Source organism: Ruegeria arenilitoris, assembly GCF_013032855.1.
Taxonomy (GTDB): domain Bacteria; phylum Pseudomonadota; class Alphaproteobacteria; order Rhodobacterales; family Rhodobacteraceae; genus Ruegeria; species Ruegeria arenilitoris.
Genome location: NZ_WQDA01000003.1, coordinates 658,735 through 679,293, shown reverse-complemented (window position 1 = coordinate 679,293; position 20,559 = coordinate 658,735). Strand labels below are relative to the sequence as shown.

Sequence of the window (20,559 nt, the reverse complement as noted above, 5' to 3'; positions counted from 1 at the left end):
ACCCTTTGAATCTCGTGATGGGAACACCGTGCCAGAAGACCTGAACAGCATGTACCGCGTTCGTGGACACGTAAAATGGTTTGACCCTGCAAAGGGGTATGGCTTTGTCGTGTCCGGCGATGGCGGTCCTGATATCCTGCTGCACGTGAACGTTCTGAGGAACTTCGGGCAAAGCTCGGTCGCGGATGGCGCGGGCATTGAGATCATGACTCACCGCACCGATCGTGGGGTTCAGGCGGTTGAGGTCGTGAGCATCGATCCGCCCGAGCGGGCCGACTCGGTGATGCTGGCGGATTTCGCCGAAATGGATCCCAATGAGATCGCACATGCGCCGCTCGAGGCCGCGCGGGTCAAGTGGTTCGACAAGAGCAAGGGTTTCGGCTTTGCCAATGTCTTTGGTCGCAGCGAGGACGTGTTTCTGCATATCGAAGTTCTGCGCCGGTCCGGGTTGGCGGATCTCCAACCGGGCGAGGCGCTGGCGATGCGGGTCATCGACGGCAAGCGGGGCCGCATGGCCGCACAAGTGCTTGCGTGGGAATCCGCGCTCAATGACTGAGCGCTGCGCGTGATGCGGATTCTGGCCGCTCTTCTTCTGAGTATTTTTCTGTCACAAGGCGCCTTTGCTGAATGCCGGTCTGACCGGGTGGACCTTCGCAATGACAAGGCACAGGTCCGGTTTCTGGTCGAATTGGCAGTTTCCCCGCAGGAGCGGGCAAAGGGTTTGATGTTCCGCGAAAGCATGCCTCAGGGCGAAGGGATGCTGTTCGTGTTCGATCCGCCCCAGCCGGTCGCATTTTGGATGAAGAACACCTTGATCCCGCTGGACATGATCTTTCTGGATCGCACAGGTTTGGTGACCCGTGTTCATTCCGATGCCGTACCGGGGGATCTGACCCCAATCGAGGGCGGCGATTCGGTCTTTGCGGTTCTTGAGGTGAATGCGGGGCTTGCCGCCCGTTACTCGATCGCACCGGGTACGGTCATGCGGCACGAAATTTTTTCGCAAGGCCCTGCAATCTGGCCCTGTTAGGGCTTTTCAAATCCGAATGACGCCGTTAGGAAGGCGCACGGTCCGGGGCGTGGCGCAGTCTGGTAGCGCACCTGTTTTGGGTACAGGGGGTCGTGAGTTCGAATCTCGCCGCCCCGACCACTTTCCTTACAACGGAGTTCCACCGAAATACCGGTAGAGCCGTGTCAATTCATCATCCAGAACCGAGCTTTCGACGGGAACCTTGATCGTCGCTCCGTCCTTCTGGGGGACCAGGAAAAACAACTCGGCATCGACCCGGTAACCGGCCTGATTGCGGGTCGAAGACATGCGGCGCACCCCTTTGGGCAAGTCCTGCGGGTAACCGTCATAGTTGAGGATCAAGAACGCGGTGGTTTCCGGAGGCAGAGAGGAACGGCACTCGAAACTGCTGCGCTCGGGCCGTGTGAACCGTTCCTCCGGACCTTCGCAGCTGATCTCGAACGTGCTGAATAACTGATCGGGGTATTCGGCGAACTGAGCGCTGCGTGAAGACTGTTCCGGCTCGGGCGTCGCACAAGCGGCCAGCAAGGTAAGGACCGGAAACAAACGGATAATCGAGGTTTTCACGGCGCACTCCGTCATTTGTGTGTCGTGATGCGTCGCGTTGCGCTGCCACGAAGATTGGTGATTCTCCTCACAGTATGGGGCACGGGCGGGCAGGTGACCATTTTCTCGTAACCGGGCCGGGAAAAAAGAAAATCCGATTTGACCGATCTGCACGGTTTTGTGGACAGCGTTGTGGAGGAATCGGCGCGTTGTGCCTTGGCCCATCCTGCGGTTTTGCGGTCAACAGAAAAGTTTTGGTTAGAAGCCAAAAAATGCCGTTGACCAACTATGGGTAGATACGCCAGATTGTATGGGCCGAGTGAGTTGCCACTAAATCTGGTAGGAATAGCCAGAGTTGGCATAGGGCGAGGGTCGGAAAGCACTCCAAACTGACGTGCAACCGTGCAAACGGGTTCGCGCTGCCAAAGGCAGCGCCCGGTCCTTTGCGTCCCTGATCGGCGGTCAAGGCGGGCGGCACCCCGCCAGAAAACGGAATTGGTGCCGGACAACCGAATTTGGGCTGATTGATCTAGGGCGGCGGACATGAAGATTGAAAGAACATTTACCAAGGCAGGGCAGGACGCATACGCAGAATTGGACTTCGTGTCCGTCACGTCCGAGATCCGCAATCCGGATGGAACGATCGTGTTTCGCCTTGATAACATCGAGGTCCCCTCTCGGTGGAGCCAGGTCGCCAGCGACGTGATTGCTCAGAAGTATTTCCGCAAGGCCGGCGTTCCCAGCAAACTGAAAAAAGTCCGTGAGAAGGACGTGCCCGAGTTTCTGTGGCGCTCGGTTCCGGCCGACGATGCCGAATTTGGTGGCGAAACGTCTTCGAAGCAAGTGTTTGACCGCCTCGCGGGTGCCTGGGCCTATTGGGGCTGGAAGGGCGGTTACTTCTCGACCGAGGAGGACGCGCGCGCCTATTTCGACGAGATGCGTTACATGCTGGCGACACAGCGTGCCGCGCCGAACAGCCCGCAATGGTTCAACACCGGTCTGCACTGGGCCTATGGGATCGACGGCCCGGCCCAAGGTCACCACTATGTGGACTACAAGACCGGCAAACTGACCAAGTCGAAATCGGCCTATGAACATCCCCAGCCGCACGCATGCTTCATCCAGTCAGTCGACGACGACCTGGTGAACGAAGGCGGCATCATGGATCTATGGGTGCGCGAGGCGCGCCTGTTCAAATACGGCTCGGGTACCGGGACCAACTTTAGCCATCTGCGCGCAGAAGGCGAAGCGCTGTCGGGTGGCGGCAAGTCCTCGGGCCTCATGGGCTTTCTCAAGATCGGCGACCGCGCCGCTGGCGCGATCAAATCAGGCGGGACAACCCGTCGGGCAGCAAAGATGGTGATCGTCGATGCAGATCACCCTGACATCGAGCAATTCATCGAATGGAAGGTGATCGAAGAGCAGAAGGTGGCCTCGATCGTTGCCGGATCGAAGATGCACGAGAAGATGCTGAACGGCATTTTCGAGGCCATCCGCGCCTGGGACGGCGCGCAAGCGGATGCCTATGATCCCAAGAAGAATGACGCGCTGAAAACGGCGATCCGCGAGGCGAAAAAGGTCGCGATACCCGAGACTTACATCAAGCGCGTGCTGGATTACGCCAAGCAGGGCCACGACAGCATCGAGTTCCCGACCTATGATACCGATTGGGACTCTGAGGCCTACAGCTCGGTCTCGGGGCAGAACTCGAACAACTCGATCCGTGTGACCAATGCCTTCCTGAAGGCGGTCGAGAAAGATGCCGATTGGGAGCTGATCAATCGTACCGACGGCAAGGTTGCCCGCACGGTCAAAGCACGCGATCTGTGGGAAAAAGTCGGCCACGCGGCCTGGGCTTGCGCCGATCCGGGCATTCAATTCCACGACACGGTCAACGAATGGCACACTTGCCCCGAAGACGGCGAGATTCGCGGCTCGAACCCGTGCTCGGAATACATGTTCCTGGATGACACGGCCTGCAACCTGGCGTCGATGAACCTGCTGACCTTCCTGAAGGATGGCGAGTTCCAGGCGGCCGACTACATGCACGCGGCCCGTCTTTGGACGCTGACGCTGGAAATCTCGGTGACGATGGCGCAGTTCCCGTCGAAAGAGATCGCGCAGTTGTCTTATGACTTCCGTACGCTGGGTCTGGGATATGCCAACATCGGCGGGCTGCTGATGAACATGGGTTATGGCTACGACTCGGACGAGGGTCGGGCGATCTGTGGCGCACTGACCGCAATCATGACCGGCGTTGCCTACGCCACCTCGGCCGAGATCGCCGGAGAGCTGGGGCCGTTCGCCGGCTACAAGCGCAATGCCGAGCATATGCTGCGGGTTATCCGCAACCACCGTCGCGCTGCCCAGGGTGTGACCGAGGGCTATGAGAAGCTGTCGGTCAAGCCGGTGCCGCTGGATCACGCCAACTGTCCGGACAATCGCCTGATCGATCTGGCCATGAGCGCCTGGGATGAAGCGTTGAGCCTGGGCGAGAAGAACGGCTACCGCAACGCGCAGGCCACGGTGATCGCGCCGACCGGCACGATCGGACTGGTGATGGACTGCGACACCACCGGCATCGAGCCCGACTTTGCGCTGGTCAAGTTCAAGAAACTGGCCGGGGGCGGCTACTTCAAGATCATCAACCGCTCGGTGCCGTCGGCGCTGGAAAAGCTTGGCTATTCCTCGGCCCAGATCGAGGAGATCGTGTCCTACGCAGTCGGGCATGGCACCATCGGCAACGCGCCGGGGATCAACCACACCTCGCTGACCGGTCACGGGTTCGGCCCGAACGAGCTGGCCAAGATCGACGCAGCGCTGGAAAGCGCGTTCGACATCCGGTTTGTCTTCAACCAGTGGACGCTGGGCGAGGATTTCTGCACCGGCGTCCTGGGCATCCCGGCCAGCAAGCTGAACGATCCGACCTTTGACATGCTGCGCCATCTGGGTTTCAGCAAGTCGGATATCGACGCGGCCAACGACCATGTCTGCGGCACCATGACCCTGGAAGGGGCCCCGCATCTGAAGCCCGAGCACTATGCAATCTTCGACTGCGCCAACCCGTGTGGAAAGAAGGGCAAGCGGTTCCTGGGTGTTGACAGCCACATCACCATGATGGCTGCGGCGCAAAGCTTCATCTCGGGCGCGATCAGCAAGACGATCAACATGCCCAATGACGCCACGATCGAAGATTGCCAGAAGGCCTACGAGCTGTCCTGGAGCCTGGGCGTCAAGGCCAACGCGCTGTATCGCGACGGGTCCAAGCTCAGCCAGCCGCTGGCAGCGGCGCTGGTCGAGGATGACGACGAAGCGGCTGAAATCCTCGAAAGCGGCTCGATCCAGGAAAAGGCCGTGACCCTGGCCGAGAAGGTCGTCGAAAAGGTGGTGGTCAAAGAGATCATCCGCAGTCACCGCGAAAAACTGCCGCATCGTCGCAAGGGGTATACCCAAAAGGCGATCGTGGGCGGGCACAAAGTCTATCTGCGCACCGGCGAATTCGAAGATGGGCAGCTGGGCGAGATCTTCATCGACATGCACAAGGAAGGCGCTGGCTTCCGTGCGATGATGAACAACTTCGCCATCGCCGTCTCGGTCGGTCTGCAATATGGCGTGCCGCTGGAAGAGTTTGTCGACGCCTTCACCTTCACCAAGTTCGAACCGGCCGGGATGGTTCAGGGCAACGACTCGATCAAGAACGCGACGTCGATCCTCGACTACATCTTCCGCGAACTGGCCGTGTCGTACCTCGATCGCACCGACCTGGCGCATGTGAAACCCGAGGGCGCAACATTCGACGACTTGGGTCGTGGCGAAGAAGAGGGTGTATCGAACGTCTCGGAGATCAGCGACAGCGCGGCTTCGAAATCCTTGGAGGTTCTGAAACAGATCAGCTCGACCGGTTATTTGCGCAAGCGTTTGCCGCAGGACCTGATGATGTTCAACGGCGCCGCCGGCGAAGCGACCGGACTGTCCGAAGCGGCCGTGACCTTTGAAACCAAGAGCGAAACCACCGTCGTCACCGAAACGGCTACCGGGATGGATGCCCGGACCAAAGCCAAAATGCAGGGATACGAGGGTGATCCTTGTGGCGAATGCGGAAACTACACGCTGGTGCGCAACGGCACCTGCATGAAATGCAACACCTGCGGGGCAACCAGCGGGTGTAGCTAAGGCAAACGCCCCGCCAGGCGGGGTGTAGGGACCTGGATTTCCCCCCGGACTTCCGGTCCCGACGAATACGGATCAGGGCGTTGAGACTTACCCTAGGTCGCCCTGGTCCACTCGGCCGGCATGCCCGTGCTGGCCGGGAACAGGGTGGGGCGGAATATCGGTCCTTCCCACTCTCTCACGGGGCGGGTGCGCTCGTCCCATGTGCAGTCCAGGCCGCAGGCAAAAAAACACCGGGCGGTCAACGAATTGAGCCTGGACAGCAAAACTGACAGGGGGCTTCGGCCCCCTTTCTTTTTTCGACTCGGTCGGGCTGAGCGGCAGATTGCCGGGAACGGGGGTACGGATGAGGGAAGTTGTGCCGATGCGCCAGCGGGCGGCTTGGCACAGCGAAAGCTTGCGACTCCAAATGGCCCAAACGGGCAGGGATTGGCGCGAATTGCTGGAAAATCTTTGCGGCCGATGACAGTGCGGCTGAGCAGGTGTTTTGTGTGCCTGTCCGGACAGACTACCACAAACCCCCTATCAGGAGACTGACAATGAACTCTCAGAAACTGGCCGTTCTGGCCGCAGTTGCCCTCGGGTTCCCTGCGCTTGCATTCGCGCAGAGCTCGGCTGACGCAAATGGCGACGGCGTTCTGACCATCGAAGAGGTTCAGGCCGTTGTGCCCGACATGGATGCCGATGCGTTCTCGCTTTTGGACGCGAATGGTGACGGCGCTCTGGATGAGGCCGAAATCGCAGCCGCGCAAGAAGCCGGTCTGCTGCCGCCCAGCAACGGTTAACAGCTTGAAGTACGAGGCAGCCCAGAGCGATCTGGGCTGCTTTTCAATTGGTTATGCAAGCAAGTGAATGTTGAACCTGCTTCTGAGTTCCGCATCCAGCGCCGGATCGAAACGCGCCGGAGACGGAGCGCCAAGGATCTCTTCTTTGCGCGCGGTGGCCTTTTCGACCAGGTCCGGCTTGCCCAGCTCGGCCCATTCCTTGGGCGAGGTCCGGTCGCCTAGCGCTGGATAGACATAGTCGGCCTGCATCCGGCTGAGTGTTGCGTCGGTTCCCAGGTAGTGACCCGGGCCACCGAGACAGACCGACGCGATCTGGTCCAGCGCCAGCGTGTCCTCCGTGACCTCGATCCCACGAACGCATCGCAGGGCCTGACCGATCAGATCGTCACCAAGGATCAGGCTTTCAAAGCAGAAACCCAGCAGCGAAGCGTGCATGCCTGCTGCTTCGTAGACCATGTTCAGGCCGGACAGCCCGGCCATGACGTTGGAACACATCTGCTCCCATCCGGCTTGCATGTCGGGCAGTTTGGAGTCCGAAGCACCGGCTGCAGCGCCGCCGGGCAGGTCATAGAATTTGTGCATCTGGGCGCAGCCTGCCGTCAACAGGGCCTGTTCGCCAGACCCGACGCTCATCGCACCGGTCCTGAGATCAAGGCCAAAAGGCCAAGTGCCAAAAACCGCCGGGGCGCCTGGGCTTACGGCGTTTACATAAACCAGACCGGCGAGGCATTCCGCCGTAGCCTGGACAATCGCACCGGCCACCGTTGACGGGGCCGTGGCGCCCGCCATCCCGGCGGATAGCAACAGGACCGGCATCCCCGCCTTGATGCATTCTTCCATCACCTGGCAGCTCTCGGTCGCGAATTTCATCGGAGGCACGACAAAGCAGTTCGAGTTCGAGACGAAGGGCCGCTCACGCCATTTATCCTCGCCGCCAGCGATCATATGCAGCATTTCCATGGCCGGAGCTACATAGCTGGGGTCTGTGAAGGATGTTCCGACATGCTTGTAAGTCCCAGAACAACAAGCATAAATCGTGTTCAGGTCCATCTCGCGGTTGTCGGTGATGTCACGGCAGACCATGGGGCGCTGCACGAAATGGATATTGTCCAGTTGTTCGCAAATCCGCGCGGCATCGTGCAAGTCCTGCACGGTTGAGTCGCGGTAGTTGCGGCCTTGGGCGTCGACCATGCTGACGGCTGCACCGGCGGTTCCATAATGAACGCGTCCGCCGGACAGTTCGAGATCGGTTTTGCTGTCGCGGCTGTACAGCGTTACCGACCGGTTGGCGCGGGCGATCGTGCCCTCGACCAGCGCCCGGGGAAAACGGATGCGTCCGTCATCGCCCAGCGTACAGCCGGCATTGACCAGGTAATCGATCCCGCTGGGTGGCGCGTCGGCCAGACCGATGGTTTCGAGCGCATCGAGAGCGGCGGAGTGAATACGCTCCATGTCCTGTTGGCTGAGCGGTTCGTAGGTGCCGCCCTCAAGCCCCGGGCGGACGGGGCGCAGATGTTCGGGCAGGGCCGCGGCACGGGCGGCCCGTCGGGCGGCGCGGCCGCCACTGCGGGACGTTGAGCGGGAGTGGTCGTTCATGGTGAGGATTCCAAATTGAAAGTCAGGTCAAAAGGGGGAAGCTTCAACCCGTCACGGCCGTCCTCGTGCCGCACGCCCCCGATCGGCACCGATGGTGCGGCTGATCAGGCAGATCTTCCAGATATCGTTTGGCATGTGGTCCTCAACTCCTGTGACGAATGGTGTCAGGGTCCGCGCAAGCAATCTGTCCTGTTTGCGACCGATGTCGCTTTTGGCCCCGAAAATTTGGAACTTCGATGAACGCCGCAGGAAATCCTCATGCAAAGGGCGAAATATGTTATGCTTCCATTACTTATTGTTAAGATTTGCGTGACTTGAATTGATCTGACGGCACCAAAGCACATGTTTAATTGAAGTGCACATCACCGCATCTGTTGCAATCGCAAAGGGTGCTGAACGAAAACCGGAGGTCTGCATGAAACTGATCCGCGCCTTGCTGTCGGTCCTGCTGATTCCAGCGGCGCAGGTGGCGTTGGCCGAGGATTGGACCGGGCCTTATGCCGGGTTCACCTTCGGATATACCGACGCGGACGGCCCCGGCGGCAGTGGGGGCAACTCGGGCAGCATCGGCGCGAATATCGGATACGATCTGGATCTGGGCAGCTTCGTCGTCGGGGGTGAGTTGGAATATGACCGGCTGAACCTCGACCTGGGCGCTTCGGAGGGCAGTTTGGACAGCGTATCCCGCGTGAAACTGCGCGGCGGGTATGAGTTCGGGCGCGCTTTGGGCTACGTCGTGGTGGGTGCCGCGCGGGCGAATACTTCGGGCGACAGCGACACGGCGGCCGTCTACGGGATCGGCGTAGCCTACCCTCTGGGCGACCGCCTGATCATCAGTGGCGAAGCCTTGCGGCAGAATTTCAACGATGTCACGCGGTCGCGCGGCGATCTGGATACCAACACCTTCAATCTGCGCACGACCTTCCGGTTCTGAACAAAACCCGTCTCGGTCACTCGGCCGCCGTCTGGCTCGCCAACCGGGCGGCGAAGTCGCATAGGGTCTGAAGGGCAGCGGCGAACCGGTCATCGTCAATGGTCATGGCCACGCGCACATGTCCAGCGGCGGCTTGGCCGAAGCTTTCTCCGGGCATGACCGCGATGGCGTGGGTGTCCAGCAGCGCATTGGCGAAGTCTTCGCCGCTTTGCCCCGTCGCGCGGATGTCCAGCATCAGATACATCGCGCCTTGAGCCGGGATCAGGCCCACCGTGTTCTGTCGGGCCAGAACCTGCATCGCCAGGGCGCGGCGGCGGCGGAAGGGGGCCGCGACCTCTTCCTCCAGTTCGTCCCCGGCGGTCAGCGCAAAGCTGGCAGCGTCCTGAATGAATCCCGGAACCCCGTAGGTGGTGTGCGTGGCAAGGTTGATCAGATGTTCGATGGCCTCTTCGGGGCCAACGATCCAGCCACAGCGCGACCCGGTCATGGCGTGGGATTTCGACATCGAGCCCACGACCAGGGTGCGGTCGGCCATACCGGGCAGGGCGCGGGGCGACAGGTGTGCGCCGTCCCAGATCTGCGTGCCATAGACCTCGTCCGAAATCAGCCAGATGTCGCGTTCGCGGCACAGATCGGCGATCTCGGTCAGGGTCTCGCGGGAATAGACGACCCCGGTCGGGTTGTTTGGCGTGTTGATCAGCAGCGAAGCGGCACCCTCGGCCTGTTCCGTGATCAAGGCTGCGTCGGGCTGAAAGGCATCCTCGGCCCGGGTCTGAACCGCGCGCGCGATCGCGCCGGCTCCGCGGATCGTGCCGGGATAGGTCGCGTAGAATGGATCGAGATAGAGACCCACATCGCCTGGGTCGCACGCTGCCATATGTGCGGCGAACAGTGCGGCTTGTCCGCCCGGGGTGATCAGCACGTTGTGGCGCGTGGTGGGAACGCCCGTGCGGGTCTGCACCCGCGCGGCTACGGTATCGCGCAGAAGATCCGTGCCCGGCACCATGGCGTATCCGGTATGGCCCGCGCGCGCCGACCGGTCCATTTCGGCCAGGATCGAGGGGTGGGTGCGGATGTCATGCTCGCCGATGGTCAGCTCGGTCACGGCTTGGCCTTCGGCGATCATGCGGCGCGCACGATAGAACACGTCCCACCCGTCCGAACCGCCTCCGTTTAGGTGCGTGATGCGGTGCGAAAGTTTCATGGCGCGCCTCCGTTACAGCAAGTCCGCCGAATGGGTCAGAGCCGCGGTGATTTGTCAATCAGCTTCCCCCGCCGGCAATAGAAGTCTTGGCGCGCGGGACCGGGCGTGTTATGCGATGGGCCATGAACCGGAAGACCTGCATCATTATCTGCTGCATTCCCTGCTGAACTTTCACGCGGGCCGGTTTCTTTCGTTTTCTTCCCTGAGACAAGTTGCTAAGCCCGCGTCAACGCGCACGCTATTGCTGTATCCAGGAGCCAGACGCATGACGACGATCAAACTGCACAACACGCGGACCCGGACGAAGGAAGATTTCGTTCCGATCGATCCCGACAACGTGCGGATGTATGTCTGTGGTCCCACCGTGTATGACCGGGCGCATCTGGGCAATGCACGGCCCGTGGTGGTGTTTGACGTGCTGTACCGTCTGCTGCGTCACGTCTACGGGCCCGCGCATGTGACCTATGTGCGCAACTTCACAGACGTCGATGACAAGATCAACGCGACGGCCCTGGCGCGCAAGCGGGCCGGGGCCGAAGGAACGCTCGAGCAGTTGGTGCAGGAGCGGTCGGACGAGACGATCGGCTGGTACCTGCATGACATGGGCGCGCTGGGGGCGCTGGAGCCCGACCAGATGCCGCGGGCCACGCGGTATATCGACCAGATGATCGCCATGATCGAGGACCTGATCGCCAAGGGGCACGCCTATGAGGCCGAGGGGCATGTTCTGTTCGCGGTGGACAGCTGGCGCGACGAGTATGGCAAGCTGTCAGGCCGTTCGGTCGACGACATGATCGCAGGCGCGCGGGTCGAGGTGGCGCCCTATAAGAAGAACCCGATGGATTTCGTGCTGTGGAAGCCTTCGGACGATGAACTGCCCGGTTGGGAGTCGCCCTGGGGCCGGGGGCGTCCGGGCTGGCACATCGAATGCTCGGCCATGAGCTATGAGTTGCTGGGCGAGAGTTTCGACATCCATGGCGGCGGCAATGACCTGATGTTCCCGCACCACGAAAACGAGATTGCCCAGAGCAAATGCGCCCATCCGCACGGCGAATTTGCGCGCTATTGGCTGCATAACGAGATGCTGCAGGTCGAAGGCAAGAAGATGTCCAAATCACTGGGCAATTTCTTCACCGTGCATGACCTGCTGGATCAGGGCGTGCCGGGCGAGGTGATCCGGTTCGTCTTTCTGCAGACCCACTATCGCAAGCCGATGGACTGGACCGAGAAGAAGGCGCGCGAGGCCGAGGCCACGTTGCGCAAGTGGCGGGCGCTGACTGCGGGCATCGAGCCCGCACCCAGCGCGGCGCCCGAGGTGATCGAGGCGCTTGCCGATGACCTCAACACGGCGGGCGCCCTGGCCGAGCTGCATCGTCTGGCCTCGGACGGCGACGCCGCGACCTTGCTGGCCAGTGCGCGGGTCCTGGGCCTGTTGGAGCCTGACATGGGGGCCTGGGCCGAAACCGACGACGTGGATCTGTCGGCCCATGCCGACCGGCTGGCCCGTGTTCGGGCCGAGGCGATGCAGACCAAGGATTTCTCGGAAGTGGATCGGTTGAAGGCCGCTTATCTGGCGGCTGGTCTGGAAGTGCGGATGAGCAAGGACGGGGTCGAACTAGTGCCCGGCGCTGGCTTTGATGCCAGCAGGCTGGAGGGCGTGGAATGACCAAAGAGCGCCTGTACCTCTATGACACCACGCTGCGCGACGGGCAGCAGACGCAGGGCGTTCAGTTCTCGACCGCCGAAAAGGTCCAGATCGCGCAGGCGCTGGATGCTTTGGGGGTGGACTATATCGAAGGCGGCTGGCCCGGTGCGAACCCCACCGACAGCGCGTTTTTTGACGCCGCGCTCAAGACGCGCGCCTGCCTGACCGCCTTTGGCATGACCAAGCGGGCCGGGCGCTCGGCCGAGAATGACGACGTGCTGGCCGCCGTCATGAACGCCGGCACGCGGGCGGTCTGTCTGGTCGGAAAGTCGCATGACTATCACGTGACCGACGCGCTGGGGATCTCGCTGGAGGAAAATGTCGAGAACGTCCGCGCCTCAGTCGCGCATATCGTGGCGCAGGGGCGCGAGGCGTTGTTCGACGCCGAGCATTTCTTTGACGGCTACAAGGACAACCCCGCCTATGCCATGCGGGTCTGCCAGGCTGCGCTGGAGGCCGGTGCCCGTTGGGTGGTGTTGTGCGACACCAATGGCGGCGCGCTGCCGGCCGAAGTGGGGCGGATCGTGTCCGAGCTGATCGCGGCGGGTTTTCCCGGCGACCGGCTGGGCATCCACACCCACAACGACACCGAAAATGCCGTGGCCTGTTCTCTGGCGGCCGTGGATGCCGGCGCCCGCCAGATCCAGGGCACATTGAACGGCCTGGGTGAGCGGTGCGGCAACGCCAACCTGACCGCGCTGATCCCGACGCTGCTGTTGAAGGAGCCTTATGCCTCGACCTTCGAGATCGGGGTCAGCCGCGATGCGCTTACCGGTCTGACCCGCATCAGCCGCATGCTGGACGACATCCTGAACCGGGTGCCCAGCAAACAGGCGGCCTATGTCGGCGCCTCGGCCTTTGCGCACAAGGCCGGGCTGCATGCCAGCGCGATCCTCAAGGACCCCTCGACCTATGAACATGTCGATCCGGCCACCGTGGGCAATGCGCGGATCATTCCGATGTCGAACCAGGCGGGCCAGTCGAACCTGCGCAAACGCCTGACCGAGGCCGGGTTGCAGGTCGAGCCTGGCGACCCGGCGCTGGGGCGCATCCTGGAACGGATCAAGGTGCGCGAGGCCGATGGGTATTCCTATGACACCGCGCAGGCCAGTTTCGAACTGCTGGCCCGCGATGAACTGGACCAGCTGCCGCAATTCTTTGAGGTCAAGCGCTACAAGGTCACGGTCGAGCGGCGCAAGAACAAGTACAACCAGATGGTCAGCCTGTCCGAGGCGGTCGTCGTGGTGAAGGTGGACGGTGAGAAGAAGTTGTCGGTCAGTGAGTCGATGGACGAGAGCGGCAGCGACCGTGGCCCGGTGAACGCGCTGGCCAAGGCGCTGGCCAAGGATCTGGGGCAGTACTCGCCCATCCTGGACGATATGCACCTGGTGGACTTCAAGGTGCGCATCACCCAAGGCGGGACCGAGGCGGTGACCCGCGTCATCATTGACAGCGAAGACGGGCAGGGGCGGCGTTGGTCCACGGTTGGGGTCAGCGCGAACATCGTCGATGCCTCGTTCGAGGCGCTGCTGGAAGCGATCCAGTGGAAGCTGGTGCGCGATTGCAGCCCGCAATCGGTGGTGGCCGAGTGAGCGTGCCCTTCGACGACGACGTCAAGGCCTGCGCGGCGCTGGTCCACCGGGCCGACCCTGATCGGTTCATGGCCGCGATGGCGGCGCCGGTTCAGGCGCGGGCTGTGCTATTTCCCATCTATGCGATGAATATCGAGGTCGCCCGCGCGCCGTGGGTCACCCAAGAGCCGATGATCGCGGAAATGCGCCTGCAATGGTGGCGCGACGCGCTGCAGGAGATCGCTGAAGGACCCACGGTGCGGCGGCACGAGGTGGTCACGCCCCTGTCGCGCGTCCTGTCCCCGCATCTGGCGGCGATTCTGGATGAATATGTGGCCGTAAGGCGTTGGGATATCTACCGGGATCCGTTCGAGGATAAGGAACACTTCGAGGCATACCTGACCCACAGCGCGGGCTCGCTGATGGTCGCCTCGGCGCAAGCCCTGGGTGCCGCCGACGAAACGGTCCTGCGCGACTTTGGCTATGCGGTCGGTGTGGCGAACTGGTTTCGCGCCATCCCCGAGCTTGAAGCCCGCGGGCGCGTCCCCCTGTTGGATGGGACACCGGACGGGGTGCGCCAATTGGCCGAGCGCGCGCTGGACCGGATGGCCGCGGCCCGGGCGCGTCGCGCCGATGTTTCGGATCAGGCGCGCCCTGCGCTTTATGGCGGCTGGCAGGCAGACCGCGTCCTGCGTCATGTGCTGGCTGAGCCCGGTCGGGTCGCTGCTGGTGCGCTGAACGTGGGCGAGATCCGACGGCGCGTGTCACTGATCTGGACCGCGACCACCGGTCGGTGGTGATCAGGAGAGTTTGGCCTCGCGGGGTCTGAGCACCAGCCACAGCAGCGCGCCGCCCGCCAAAGTCAGCAACGGCACCATCGCCAGGTTGACGGCGGTCCATCCCTCGACCGGGGACCCGCCAGAACAGTTCATCAATCCGCCCGAGGCCAGCGACGCAATCGTCACGCCTCCGAACACCAGCAGGTCGTTCAGGCCCTGCACGCGGCCGCGTTCATGCACATCGTGCTCGGCCGCCAGCATGCTGGTGGCACCGATGAAGCCGAAGTTCCAGCCGATGCCAAGCAGCACGAGGGCCAGAAAGAAGTTCCCGATCTCAACGCCCTGCAGCGCGACGACACCCGCGCCGCCCAAAATCGCCAACCCGATGGCAACCATCTTCTCGGCCCCGAACCGGGCGATCAGATGGCCGGTGAAGAAACTGGGAACGTACATCGCCAAAACGTGGCTGGTGACCACATCCGCCGCATCACCTTCGGAGAAGCCACAGCCGACAACGGCCAGCGGCGTCGAAGTCATCACAAGGTTCATCAGCGCGTATGAGACCATGGCACAGATGATGGCCACGGCGATGCGCGGGGTTTTAAGCAGTTCGAGCCGCGACCGGCCTTTGGGTGCATCCTGCGATGGGCGGTCGGGTGTCGGTATGTCCAGAAACAGGAACAGGACCGAACCGATGACGTTCACCGCGATCACCGCGAAATAGGTGCCCAGAAACGGAATGACATAGGCCTGCGAGGTCAGTTTGACGATCTGCGGCCCGATGATGGCCGCAGCCAGACCGCCAGCCATGACGTAAGAGATCGCCTTGGGCCGGAATGCGTCCGACGCGGTATCGGCGGCGGCAAAGCGATAGAAGCCATGTGCGCTCATGTAGATGCCGGTCAGCAGGCTGCCGACAAGAAAGACGGGGAACGACCCTAGGTACAGGCCATAGGCTCCTACGGCGCCGCCCACCGCTCCGGCGGTTGCGCCGACGAGGAACCCGGCGCGGCGGCCCCAGCGCTGCATGATGGCCGAGACCGGCGTGGCCGCCAGCATCGACCCCAGAACGATCAGCGAAATCGGCAGCGTGGCGAGGCAGGCGTTGCTGGCCAGCGACTGGCCCGCCAATCCGCCGACGATGAAGATCATCGGCATCTGTGCGCCCAGAATCGCCTGCGCCGCCACCAGAACGGCAACGTTGCGCGTGGCGCGGGTATCGTCGGGGGCGGTGCTGGTCATCGTCATGCGCAAATGGGTATCGGCGAACCGGCGGACATACAAGCGGGTTGCATATGCGACAAAGCAGCCTAACCTGCGCCCCGAACCGCCACCCGGAGCAGCCATGACCGTTGGTCGAATTATCGAGACACCAGAATGCGTTGCGGAAGGGGCCGAGTGGCTGTCTGACGCCTGTCCGCGCATGGCGCACGCGATCGAACTGACCCGCCCGCTGCCCCTGCGCCGCCGGCCCGACGGCTTCGCGCAACTGCTCAGCGCCATCGTCAGCCAGCAGGTCAGCGTGGCCTCGGCCAACGCGATCTGGGGGCGGATGCAGCAGGCCGGCCTGACCGGGCCGCGCAAGATCAAATGGGCCACCGATGATGAGCTGCGCGCTGTGGGGCTGAGCCGCCAGAAGATCCGCTATGCCCGTGCGCTGGCCGATGCGCGGATCGACTACAAGGCCCTGCGCCAGGCACCCGATGACGTGGTCATTGCGACCCTGACGCAAGTGCCGGGCATCGGGGTCTGGACGGCCGAGATCTATGCCATGTTCTCGCTGGGGCGGGCGGATGTGATCGCGCCCGGCGATCTGGCCCTGCAGGAGGCCGCACGGATGCTGTACGGCCTGCCGGATCGGCCGACCGACAAGGCGCTGCGGCAAATGGCCGAGGCGTGGTCGCCGTGGCGGTCGGTTGCAGCCCGGGTTCTGTGGGCCTATTACCGCGTGGCCAAGGATAGGGAAGGGATCAGATGACACGGGTTTTGAACGCGCTCCGCAAAGAGCCGGTTTCGGGCGACACGCGCTCGGTCGTGGTGTTCGTGCACGGCTATGGCGCCAACGGGGCCGATCTGCTGGGGCTTGCGGATGTTCTGGGCGAACACCTGCCCGACACGCTGTTCGTGGCCCCCGACGCGCCCGAGCAGATCCCCGGCATGCCCAACGGGTATCAGTGGTTTCCGATCCCGTGGATCGACGGCTCGTCCGAGGAAGAGGCTCGGCGCGGCATGGAAATGGCGGTCGAGGATTTCAACGCCTTTCTCGATGCCCAGATGGTGGACGAGGACGTGCTGCCCGAGCAGGTGGTGCTGTTCGGCTTTTCCCAAGGCAGCATGATGAGCCTGCACGTGGCCCCGCGCCGCGAAGACCCGGTGGCCGGCGTGATCGCGTTTTCGGGCCGCCTGCTGGAGCCGGACCTGCTGGCCGACGAGGTGGTCAGCCGGATGCCTGTACTGCTGGTTCATGGAGATGCCGATGACGTGGTGCCGCCGCAATCGCTGCCCGAGGCCGCCGAGGCCCTGCAGCGCGCAGGCTTCAAGGAGGTCTTTGCTCATGTCATGAAGGGCACCGGCCACGGTATCGCGCCCGACGGGCTGGGCGTCGCCTTGGCCTTCATGCGCGACAAGCTGAGCCTGTGACGCGGCAGGGTCACCCCCACAGGTGACCCTCGGCAAACTCCACCGAATTTCCGGCCGGGTCTCGCACATAGAGCGATCGTGCCCCGTTGGGCCAGTCAAACTCGGCTTCGACCGGGACGTTCCAGTCCAGCAGATGCTTGCGCATCAACGCGATCTGGTCGCGCGTCAGGATCAGGCACACATGGCCCGGACCGCGTGCGCCATGTGGCGGCACCGGCAGGCCGGGGTTGGTCGGGGGCTGTTCTGTCTGGTCGGGGTTGAACAACAGCAACACCGAGGCGCCGACCCGGAAGAACACGTGCCGGCCCTTGACGCGCTGAATGCGTTCCAGGCCCAGAACCTCGCCATAGAACCGTTCGGCGGCGTCCAGATCATCGACATACAGCGCGGCCTCGAGAATGCCCGAAGGCGACGGGATTCCGGCTGCTACTTTCATGGCAACATGATAGCGGACAGCGCCGAAAAAGTCACCGCCGCGGACGCCGGTCCCGCTTGCGTTGGGGTGCGGTTTCCAGAACGGGCATCGGCAGGCTGTCCCAGCTGCCGGGGGCGAGATCGTCCAGAGTCCAGTCTCCGATCCGGGCGCGGATCAGGCGCAGGGTGGGGTGGCCGACGGCGGCCGTCATGCGGCGCACCTGCCGGTTGCGCCCCTCGCGCAGGGTCAGTTCCAGCCAGCAATCCGACACCGTCTTGCGTTCGCGGATTGGGGGCGTGCGTGGCCACAGACCCTCGGGTTCGTCGATCAGCCGCGCCTTGGCTGGGCGGGTCATGCCGTCATTCAACTCGACCCCGTCGCGCAGGGCCCGAATGGCAGCCGCATCCGGGATGCCCTCGATCTGGGCCCAATAGGTTTTGGGCATTTTGTGCTTGGGATCCGAGATCTGGGATTGCAGCCGCCCATTGTCGGTCAACAGCATCAGCCCCTCGCTGTCACGGTCCAGCCGCCCGGCCGGATAGACCCCCGGCAGGTCGATGAAATCCGACAGGGTGCTGCGGGGCGAGTCGGCATTTTGCCGGTCGGTGAACTGCGGCAGCACGTCAAAGGGTTTGTTGAAGCGGATGAACCATGACATGAGCTCCGCCATACTCTCAGTTCCGGACCTGCGCAAGCTGTGGATAACTGTCACGTGATTGTTACGGATTCAGAATAGTCCGTTACCGAGATGTTGTGGAAAAACAGGACTTGTCAGAGTTTTAACACGATATATAGTTAAGTTAAGACCGGGGCGGGTGCTCCCCGCTCTGGTGTCCCATACAGGCAGCCGAGAGCGAGGAGCGATTCAGCCATGGACGGAGATTTCAGGACCGAATTTGTCAGGGAGCCAGGTGCCCTCAAGCACCATCCGGCATTGGTTTTGAACGCCGATTATCGCCCGCTTTCCTACTATCCGCTGTCGCTGTGGCCCTGGCAGGAGGCGATAAAGGCCGCCTGGCTGGACCGGGTCGATATCGTCGCCGAGTATGACGAAGTGGTCCGCAGCCCGAGTACGGTGATCCGAATACCGTCGGTTGTTGTCCTGAAAGACTATGTGAAACCCAGAAAGCGCGTGGCCTTCACGCGCTTTAATTTATTTCTTAGGGATGAATTCCGCTGCCAGTACTGCGGCAGCCGGGGCGAACTGACTTTCGACCACGTCGTGCCGCGTGCAGCAGGGGGCGTCACCAGTTGGCAGAACGTGGTGGCCGCCTGCAGCCCATGCAATCTGCGCAAGGGGTCGAAATCGCTGCGTCAGGCGGGGATGAGCCTGCGCAAGCCGCCTCGGCAGCCTGACGCCAGTATGCTGCAGAATATCGGACGGAAATTTCCGCCGAACCACCTGCACGAAAGCTGGATCGACTTTCTGTATTGGGATGCGGAACTGGACGCACAGTAGGGTCAGCGCGCGCGCCAGGCGGCCAGCCACACCAGAACCAGACCTGCGGACAGCAGTGCGTTCCACCCAGCCATGGACAGCCCAAACATTTCCCACGGGATATCATCGCACCGCACCAATGGGGCGGCCATGATCTGCTCCATCAACTCCTCGGCGGACAGGCCGCTGATACTGCCCGATGTGCAACTGGACGGACCTTCCCACAGGCCGCGCTCGACCCCGGCGTGATAGACGCCGATGCCGGACGTGGCGGCGGCGGCGGCGGCGCCGAGGAGGGGCAGCAGGCGAACGCCCGGAAATGCAAAAGCCAGCACGCCGAGCAGCACAGCCGCACCATGCGGGTAGCGTTGCCAGATGCACAATTTACACGGGGCCATGCCGCCCAGATATTGGAACCCCCAAGCCGCAAGAAGCAATGCTGCAGACCCACCCGCGGCCAGCAAAATGAGTGTCCGTTTCCGCGTCATATGTATTTCACCACCAGAAATCCGCCGATCAGAAGAATGATGAACAAGGTGAACATCAGCCCAAGCCGCTTTTCGATGAAGTCCCGGATAGGCTCGCCAAAGCCCCAAAGCAACCCGGCGACGATGTAGAACCGCAAAGCGCGGGCGAGAATCGAAGTGGCGATGAAAGTTCCCAGCGGCATTCCCGTCCAACCGGACATGATCGTGATGACCTTGTACGGGAAAGGCGTAACACCGGCGGTCAGAACGGCCCAGAACCCGAAATCGTTGAACCGCTGGTTGAATTCCTGCATCGCGTGACCCTTGCCCATCGCTTCGAGGATGGGTTGTCCGATGCTGTCGTAGAAAAACGCGCCGATTGCGTATCCCAAAAGCCCGCCCAGGACCGAGAACACCAGCGCGACGGTGGCAATCAGCCATGCCCGCGATGGGCGGGCCAGAATCATAGGGATCATCAGCACGTCGGGTGGAATCGGAAAGACCGAGCTTTCGATGAATGCCACAAATGCCAACACCCACAGGGCGTGCGGGTGGTCGGCCAGTCGGATCGTCCGATCATAAAGCGATTGCAGCATCAGCGCGTGTTCCCAAGCTTTGTCATGACGAGGCAAACCACGCGTCCGACGGGGCGTCAACCGATCTGTCCCGGGCTGATCGTCGATTGACCGATTTTTGCCTCTGGACCTTCGGCGAGATGGGCGGTAATTCAATGCGCGTGGCCCAAGTGGCGGAATGGTAGACGCAGGGGATTCAAAATCCCCCGCCTTCACGGGCGTGAGAGTTCGAGTCTCTCCTTGGGCACCACCACCGCAACCGTTTTGCTATAGTGTTCAGGGCATTTGCTCTGTCAATTGTCGCGTGTGCGGCTGACTGCGGCACGGGCATCCGGCCTCGAATTGGTGCAACGAAACTGTACACGGAACAGTGGGATCCGGACCGTCTTCGATGCAATATCGGGCGCGGCGGTAGAGTTTCCAGATCGTCAACTATAGCTACAACAAGGGTCGTCTGTGTCTCCGCTGCACGGTGTCTCTGGCAGCGTATCCGCGCGTGTCTGGGCGCTGAAGTGGGCGCATTCCAGAGTGACGTGATCCTTTAAGCTCGCGCAATATGAATACGGCCGCTTTGGGTGCAGAGCCGTCAAACACTTGAAAGAACGCGATTATGGTACAGCGTCACCGGGACAGGCCGTGACGCCATCATTTGGCCATAGAAATTGGTGAAACAAAGAGCCGTGACAGGCACTGACGTGATATCG

Annotated in this window: 19 protein-coding genes and 2 tRNA genes; 13 read left to right on the top strand and 8 right to left on the bottom strand. The window is 62.2% G+C overall.

Translation table 11 applies throughout. The annotated features are described in order from the left end of the window. The first annotated feature begins 28 nt into the window (after positions 1-28). The 3 genes from GOW72_RS13520 (at position 29) to GOW72_RS13510 (ending at position 1,150) form a co-directional block, all read left to right on the top strand. Positions 29-556 carry a cold shock domain-containing protein gene (locus GOW72_RS13520; RefSeq protein WP_170367172.1) on the top strand — a complete coding sequence of 176 codons (528 nt, stop codon included), beginning with the start codon at positions 29-31 and terminating at the stop codon, positions 554-556. A gap of 12 nt (positions 557-568) precedes the next feature. Beyond that, the gene (locus GOW72_RS13515; RefSeq protein ID WP_170367171.1) at positions 569-1,030 is read left to right on the top strand and encodes a DUF192 domain-containing protein; all 462 of its coding nucleotides are present in this window, start codon (positions 569-571) and stop codon (positions 1,028-1,030) included. 43 nt (positions 1,031-1,073) lie between these two features. Further along, positions 1,074-1,150 (top strand) — tRNA-Pro (locus GOW72_RS13510). 6 nt (positions 1,151-1,156) lie between these two features. Here GOW72_RS13510 and GOW72_RS13505 read toward each other — a convergent pair. After that, on the bottom strand, positions 1,157-1,597 hold the full coding sequence (locus tag GOW72_RS13505) for a hypothetical protein (protein WP_093962170.1): 441 nt from the start codon (positions 1,595-1,597) through the stop codon (positions 1,157-1,159). Positions 1,598-2,119: 522 nt separating this feature from the next. Here GOW72_RS13505 and GOW72_RS13500 point away from each other — a divergent pair. Next, complete coding sequence (locus tag GOW72_RS13500; RefSeq protein WP_170367169.1) at positions 2,120-5,749, top strand: vitamin B12-dependent ribonucleotide reductase; 3,630 nt, start codon at positions 2,120-2,122, stop codon at positions 5,747-5,749. Positions 5,750-6,285: 536 nt separating this feature from the next. Further along, positions 6,286-6,531, top strand: a complete 246-nt coding sequence (locus tag GOW72_RS13495) for an EF-hand domain-containing protein (protein ID WP_093962168.1) — start codon at positions 6,286-6,288, stop codon at positions 6,529-6,531. Positions 6,532-6,582: 51 nt separating this feature from the next. Here GOW72_RS13495 and GOW72_RS13490 read toward each other — a convergent pair whose 3' ends face one another. Continuing rightward, positions 6,583-8,127, bottom strand: coding sequence for a trimethylamine methyltransferase family protein (locus GOW72_RS13490; RefSeq protein WP_170367168.1), 1,545 nt, complete (start codon positions 8,125-8,127; stop codon positions 6,583-6,585). Between the two features lie 415 nt (positions 8,128-8,542). On the opposite strand from GOW72_RS13490, the gene GOW72_RS13485 reads away from it, so the two are divergent. Beyond that, positions 8,543-9,061: an outer membrane protein gene (locus tag GOW72_RS13485; RefSeq protein ID WP_170367167.1), complete on the top strand. Its 519-nt coding sequence runs from the start codon at positions 8,543-8,545 to the stop codon at positions 9,059-9,061. A gap of 16 nt (positions 9,062-9,077) precedes the next feature. On the opposite strand, the gene GOW72_RS13480 is transcribed toward GOW72_RS13485, so the two are convergent. Beyond that, the gene (locus tag GOW72_RS13480) at positions 9,078-10,265 is read right to left on the bottom strand and encodes a pyridoxal phosphate-dependent aminotransferase (protein ID WP_170367166.1); all 1,188 of its coding nucleotides are present in this window, start codon (positions 10,263-10,265) and stop codon (positions 9,078-9,080) included. Between the two features lie 265 nt (positions 10,266-10,530). Between GOW72_RS13480 and cysS the strand changes: the two genes are divergently transcribed. From cysS to GOW72_RS13465, 3 genes are read left to right on the top strand one after another with little or no spacing between them, the layout of a single operon-like run. Further along, positions 10,531-11,931: a cysteine--tRNA ligase gene (cysS, locus tag GOW72_RS13475; protein WP_170367165.1), complete on the top strand. Its 1,401-nt coding sequence runs from the start codon at positions 10,531-10,533 to the stop codon at positions 11,929-11,931. Continuing rightward, a complete protein-coding gene (gene cimA / locus GOW72_RS13470) occupies positions 11,928-13,562 on the top strand; it encodes a citramalate synthase (protein ID WP_170367164.1) in 1,635 nt (544 codons plus the stop codon). The genes cysS and cimA overlap by 4 nt, the downstream gene beginning before the upstream one ends. A 2-nt stretch (positions 13,563-13,564) precedes the next feature. Then, positions 13,565-14,341 (top strand): squalene/phytoene synthase family protein, encoded by a 777-nt coding sequence (locus tag GOW72_RS13465; protein WP_170367208.1) that lies wholly within the window; start codon positions 13,565-13,567, stop codon positions 14,339-14,341. Here the strand turns inward: GOW72_RS13465 and GOW72_RS13460 are convergent, their stop codons facing one another. Next, positions 14,342-15,568 carry an MFS transporter gene (locus GOW72_RS13460; RefSeq protein WP_170367163.1) on the bottom strand — a complete coding sequence of 409 codons (1,227 nt, stop codon included), beginning with the start codon at positions 15,566-15,568 and terminating at the stop codon, positions 14,342-14,344. It lies immediately after the preceding gene. A gap of 97 nt (positions 15,569-15,665) precedes the next feature. On the opposite strand from GOW72_RS13460, the gene GOW72_RS13455 reads away from it, so the two are divergent. Both GOW72_RS13455 and GOW72_RS13450 read left to right on the top strand, forming a co-directional pair. Continuing rightward, positions 15,666-16,298 (top strand): DNA-3-methyladenine glycosylase family protein, encoded by a 633-nt coding sequence (locus GOW72_RS13455; RefSeq protein ID WP_170359113.1) that lies wholly within the window; start codon positions 15,666-15,668, stop codon positions 16,296-16,298. Further along, entirely contained in the window at positions 16,295-16,960 is a 666-nt protein-coding gene (locus GOW72_RS13450; protein ID WP_170367162.1) for an alpha/beta hydrolase, read from the top strand. Before GOW72_RS13455 ends, GOW72_RS13450 begins: the two co-directional genes overlap by 4 nt. 10 nt (positions 16,961-16,970) lie before the next feature. On the opposite strand, the gene GOW72_RS13445 is transcribed toward GOW72_RS13450, so the two are convergent. After that, the gene (locus GOW72_RS13445) at positions 16,971-17,396 is read right to left on the bottom strand and encodes a VOC family protein (protein WP_170363403.1); all 426 of its coding nucleotides are present in this window, start codon (positions 17,394-17,396) and stop codon (positions 16,971-16,973) included. A gap of 31 nt (positions 17,397-17,427) precedes the next feature. Further along, positions 17,428-18,033, bottom strand: coding sequence for a pseudouridine synthase (locus GOW72_RS13440; protein WP_170367161.1), 606 nt, complete (start codon positions 18,031-18,033; stop codon positions 17,428-17,430). Between the two features lie 213 nt (positions 18,034-18,246). Here GOW72_RS13440 and GOW72_RS13435 point away from each other — a divergent pair, with 213 nt between their 5' ends. Continuing rightward, complete coding sequence (locus tag GOW72_RS13435) at positions 18,247-18,834, top strand: HNH endonuclease (protein ID WP_093962158.1); 588 nt, start codon at positions 18,247-18,249, stop codon at positions 18,832-18,834. A 2-nt stretch (positions 18,835-18,836) separates the two neighbouring features. Here the strand turns inward: GOW72_RS13435 and GOW72_RS13430 are convergent, their stop codons facing one another. Beyond that, the gene (locus GOW72_RS13430) at positions 18,837-19,301 is read right to left on the bottom strand and encodes a disulfide bond formation protein B (RefSeq protein WP_170359121.1); all 465 of its coding nucleotides are present in this window, start codon (positions 19,299-19,301) and stop codon (positions 18,837-18,839) included. Beyond that, positions 19,298-19,876, bottom strand: coding sequence for a YqaA family protein (locus GOW72_RS13425; RefSeq protein ID WP_093962156.1), 579 nt, complete (start codon positions 19,874-19,876; stop codon positions 19,298-19,300). Before GOW72_RS13425 ends, GOW72_RS13430 begins: the two co-directional genes overlap by 4 nt. A 143-nt stretch (positions 19,877-20,019) precedes the next feature. On the opposite strand from GOW72_RS13425, the gene GOW72_RS13420 reads away from it, so the two are divergent. Beyond that, positions 20,020-20,105 (top strand) — tRNA-Leu (locus GOW72_RS13420). Positions 20,106-20,559 lie beyond the last annotated feature (454 nt).

What these genes read in the sequence shown, in the direction of transcription:
- GOW72_RS13515 (WP_170367171.1), top strand. Translation starts at nt 569, where the DNA reads ATGCGGATTCTGGCCGCTCTTCTTCTGAGTATTTTTCTGTCACAAGGC.
- GOW72_RS13500 (WP_170367169.1), top strand. Translation starts at nt 2,120, where the DNA reads ATGAAGATTGAAAGAACATTTACCAAGGCAGGGCAGGACGCATACGCA.
- GOW72_RS13495 (WP_093962168.1), top strand. Translation starts at nt 6,286, where the DNA reads ATGAACTCTCAGAAACTGGCCGTTCTGGCCGCAGTTGCCCTCGGGTTC.
- GOW72_RS13490 (WP_170367168.1), bottom strand. Translation starts at nt 8,127, where the DNA reads ATGAACGACCACTCCCGCTCAACGTCCCGCAGTGGCGGCCGCGCCGCC.
- GOW72_RS13485 (WP_170367167.1), top strand. Translation starts at nt 8,543, where the DNA reads ATGAAACTGATCCGCGCCTTGCTGTCGGTCCTGCTGATTCCAGCGGCG.
- GOW72_RS13480 (WP_170367166.1), bottom strand. Translation starts at nt 10,265, where the DNA reads ATGAAACTTTCGCACCGCATCACGCACCTAAACGGAGGCGGTTCGGAC.
- cysS (WP_170367165.1), top strand. Translation starts at nt 10,531, where the DNA reads ATGACGACGATCAAACTGCACAACACGCGGACCCGGACGAAGGAAGAT.
- cimA (WP_170367164.1), top strand. Translation starts at nt 11,928, where the DNA reads ATGACCAAAGAGCGCCTGTACCTCTATGACACCACGCTGCGCGACGGG.
- GOW72_RS13460 (WP_170367163.1), bottom strand. Translation starts at nt 15,568, where the DNA reads ATGACGATGACCAGCACCGCCCCCGACGATACCCGCGCCACGCGCAAC.
- GOW72_RS13455 (WP_170359113.1), top strand. Translation starts at nt 15,666, where the DNA reads ATGACCGTTGGTCGAATTATCGAGACACCAGAATGCGTTGCGGAAGGG.
- GOW72_RS13450 (WP_170367162.1), top strand. Translation starts at nt 16,295, where the DNA reads ATGACACGGGTTTTGAACGCGCTCCGCAAAGAGCCGGTTTCGGGCGAC.
- GOW72_RS13445 (WP_170363403.1), bottom strand. Translation starts at nt 17,396, where the DNA reads ATGAAAGTAGCAGCCGGAATCCCGTCGCCTTCGGGCATTCTCGAGGCC.
- GOW72_RS13440 (WP_170367161.1), bottom strand. Translation starts at nt 18,033, where the DNA reads ATGTCATGGTTCATCCGCTTCAACAAACCCTTTGACGTGCTGCCGCAG.
- GOW72_RS13435 (WP_093962158.1), top strand. Translation starts at nt 18,247, where the DNA reads ATGGACGGAGATTTCAGGACCGAATTTGTCAGGGAGCCAGGTGCCCTC.
- GOW72_RS13430 (WP_170359121.1), bottom strand. Translation starts at nt 19,301, where the DNA reads ATGACGCGGAAACGGACACTCATTTTGCTGGCCGCGGGTGGGTCTGCA.
- GOW72_RS13425 (WP_093962156.1), bottom strand. Translation starts at nt 19,876, where the DNA reads ATGCTGCAATCGCTTTATGATCGGACGATCCGACTGGCCGACCACCCG.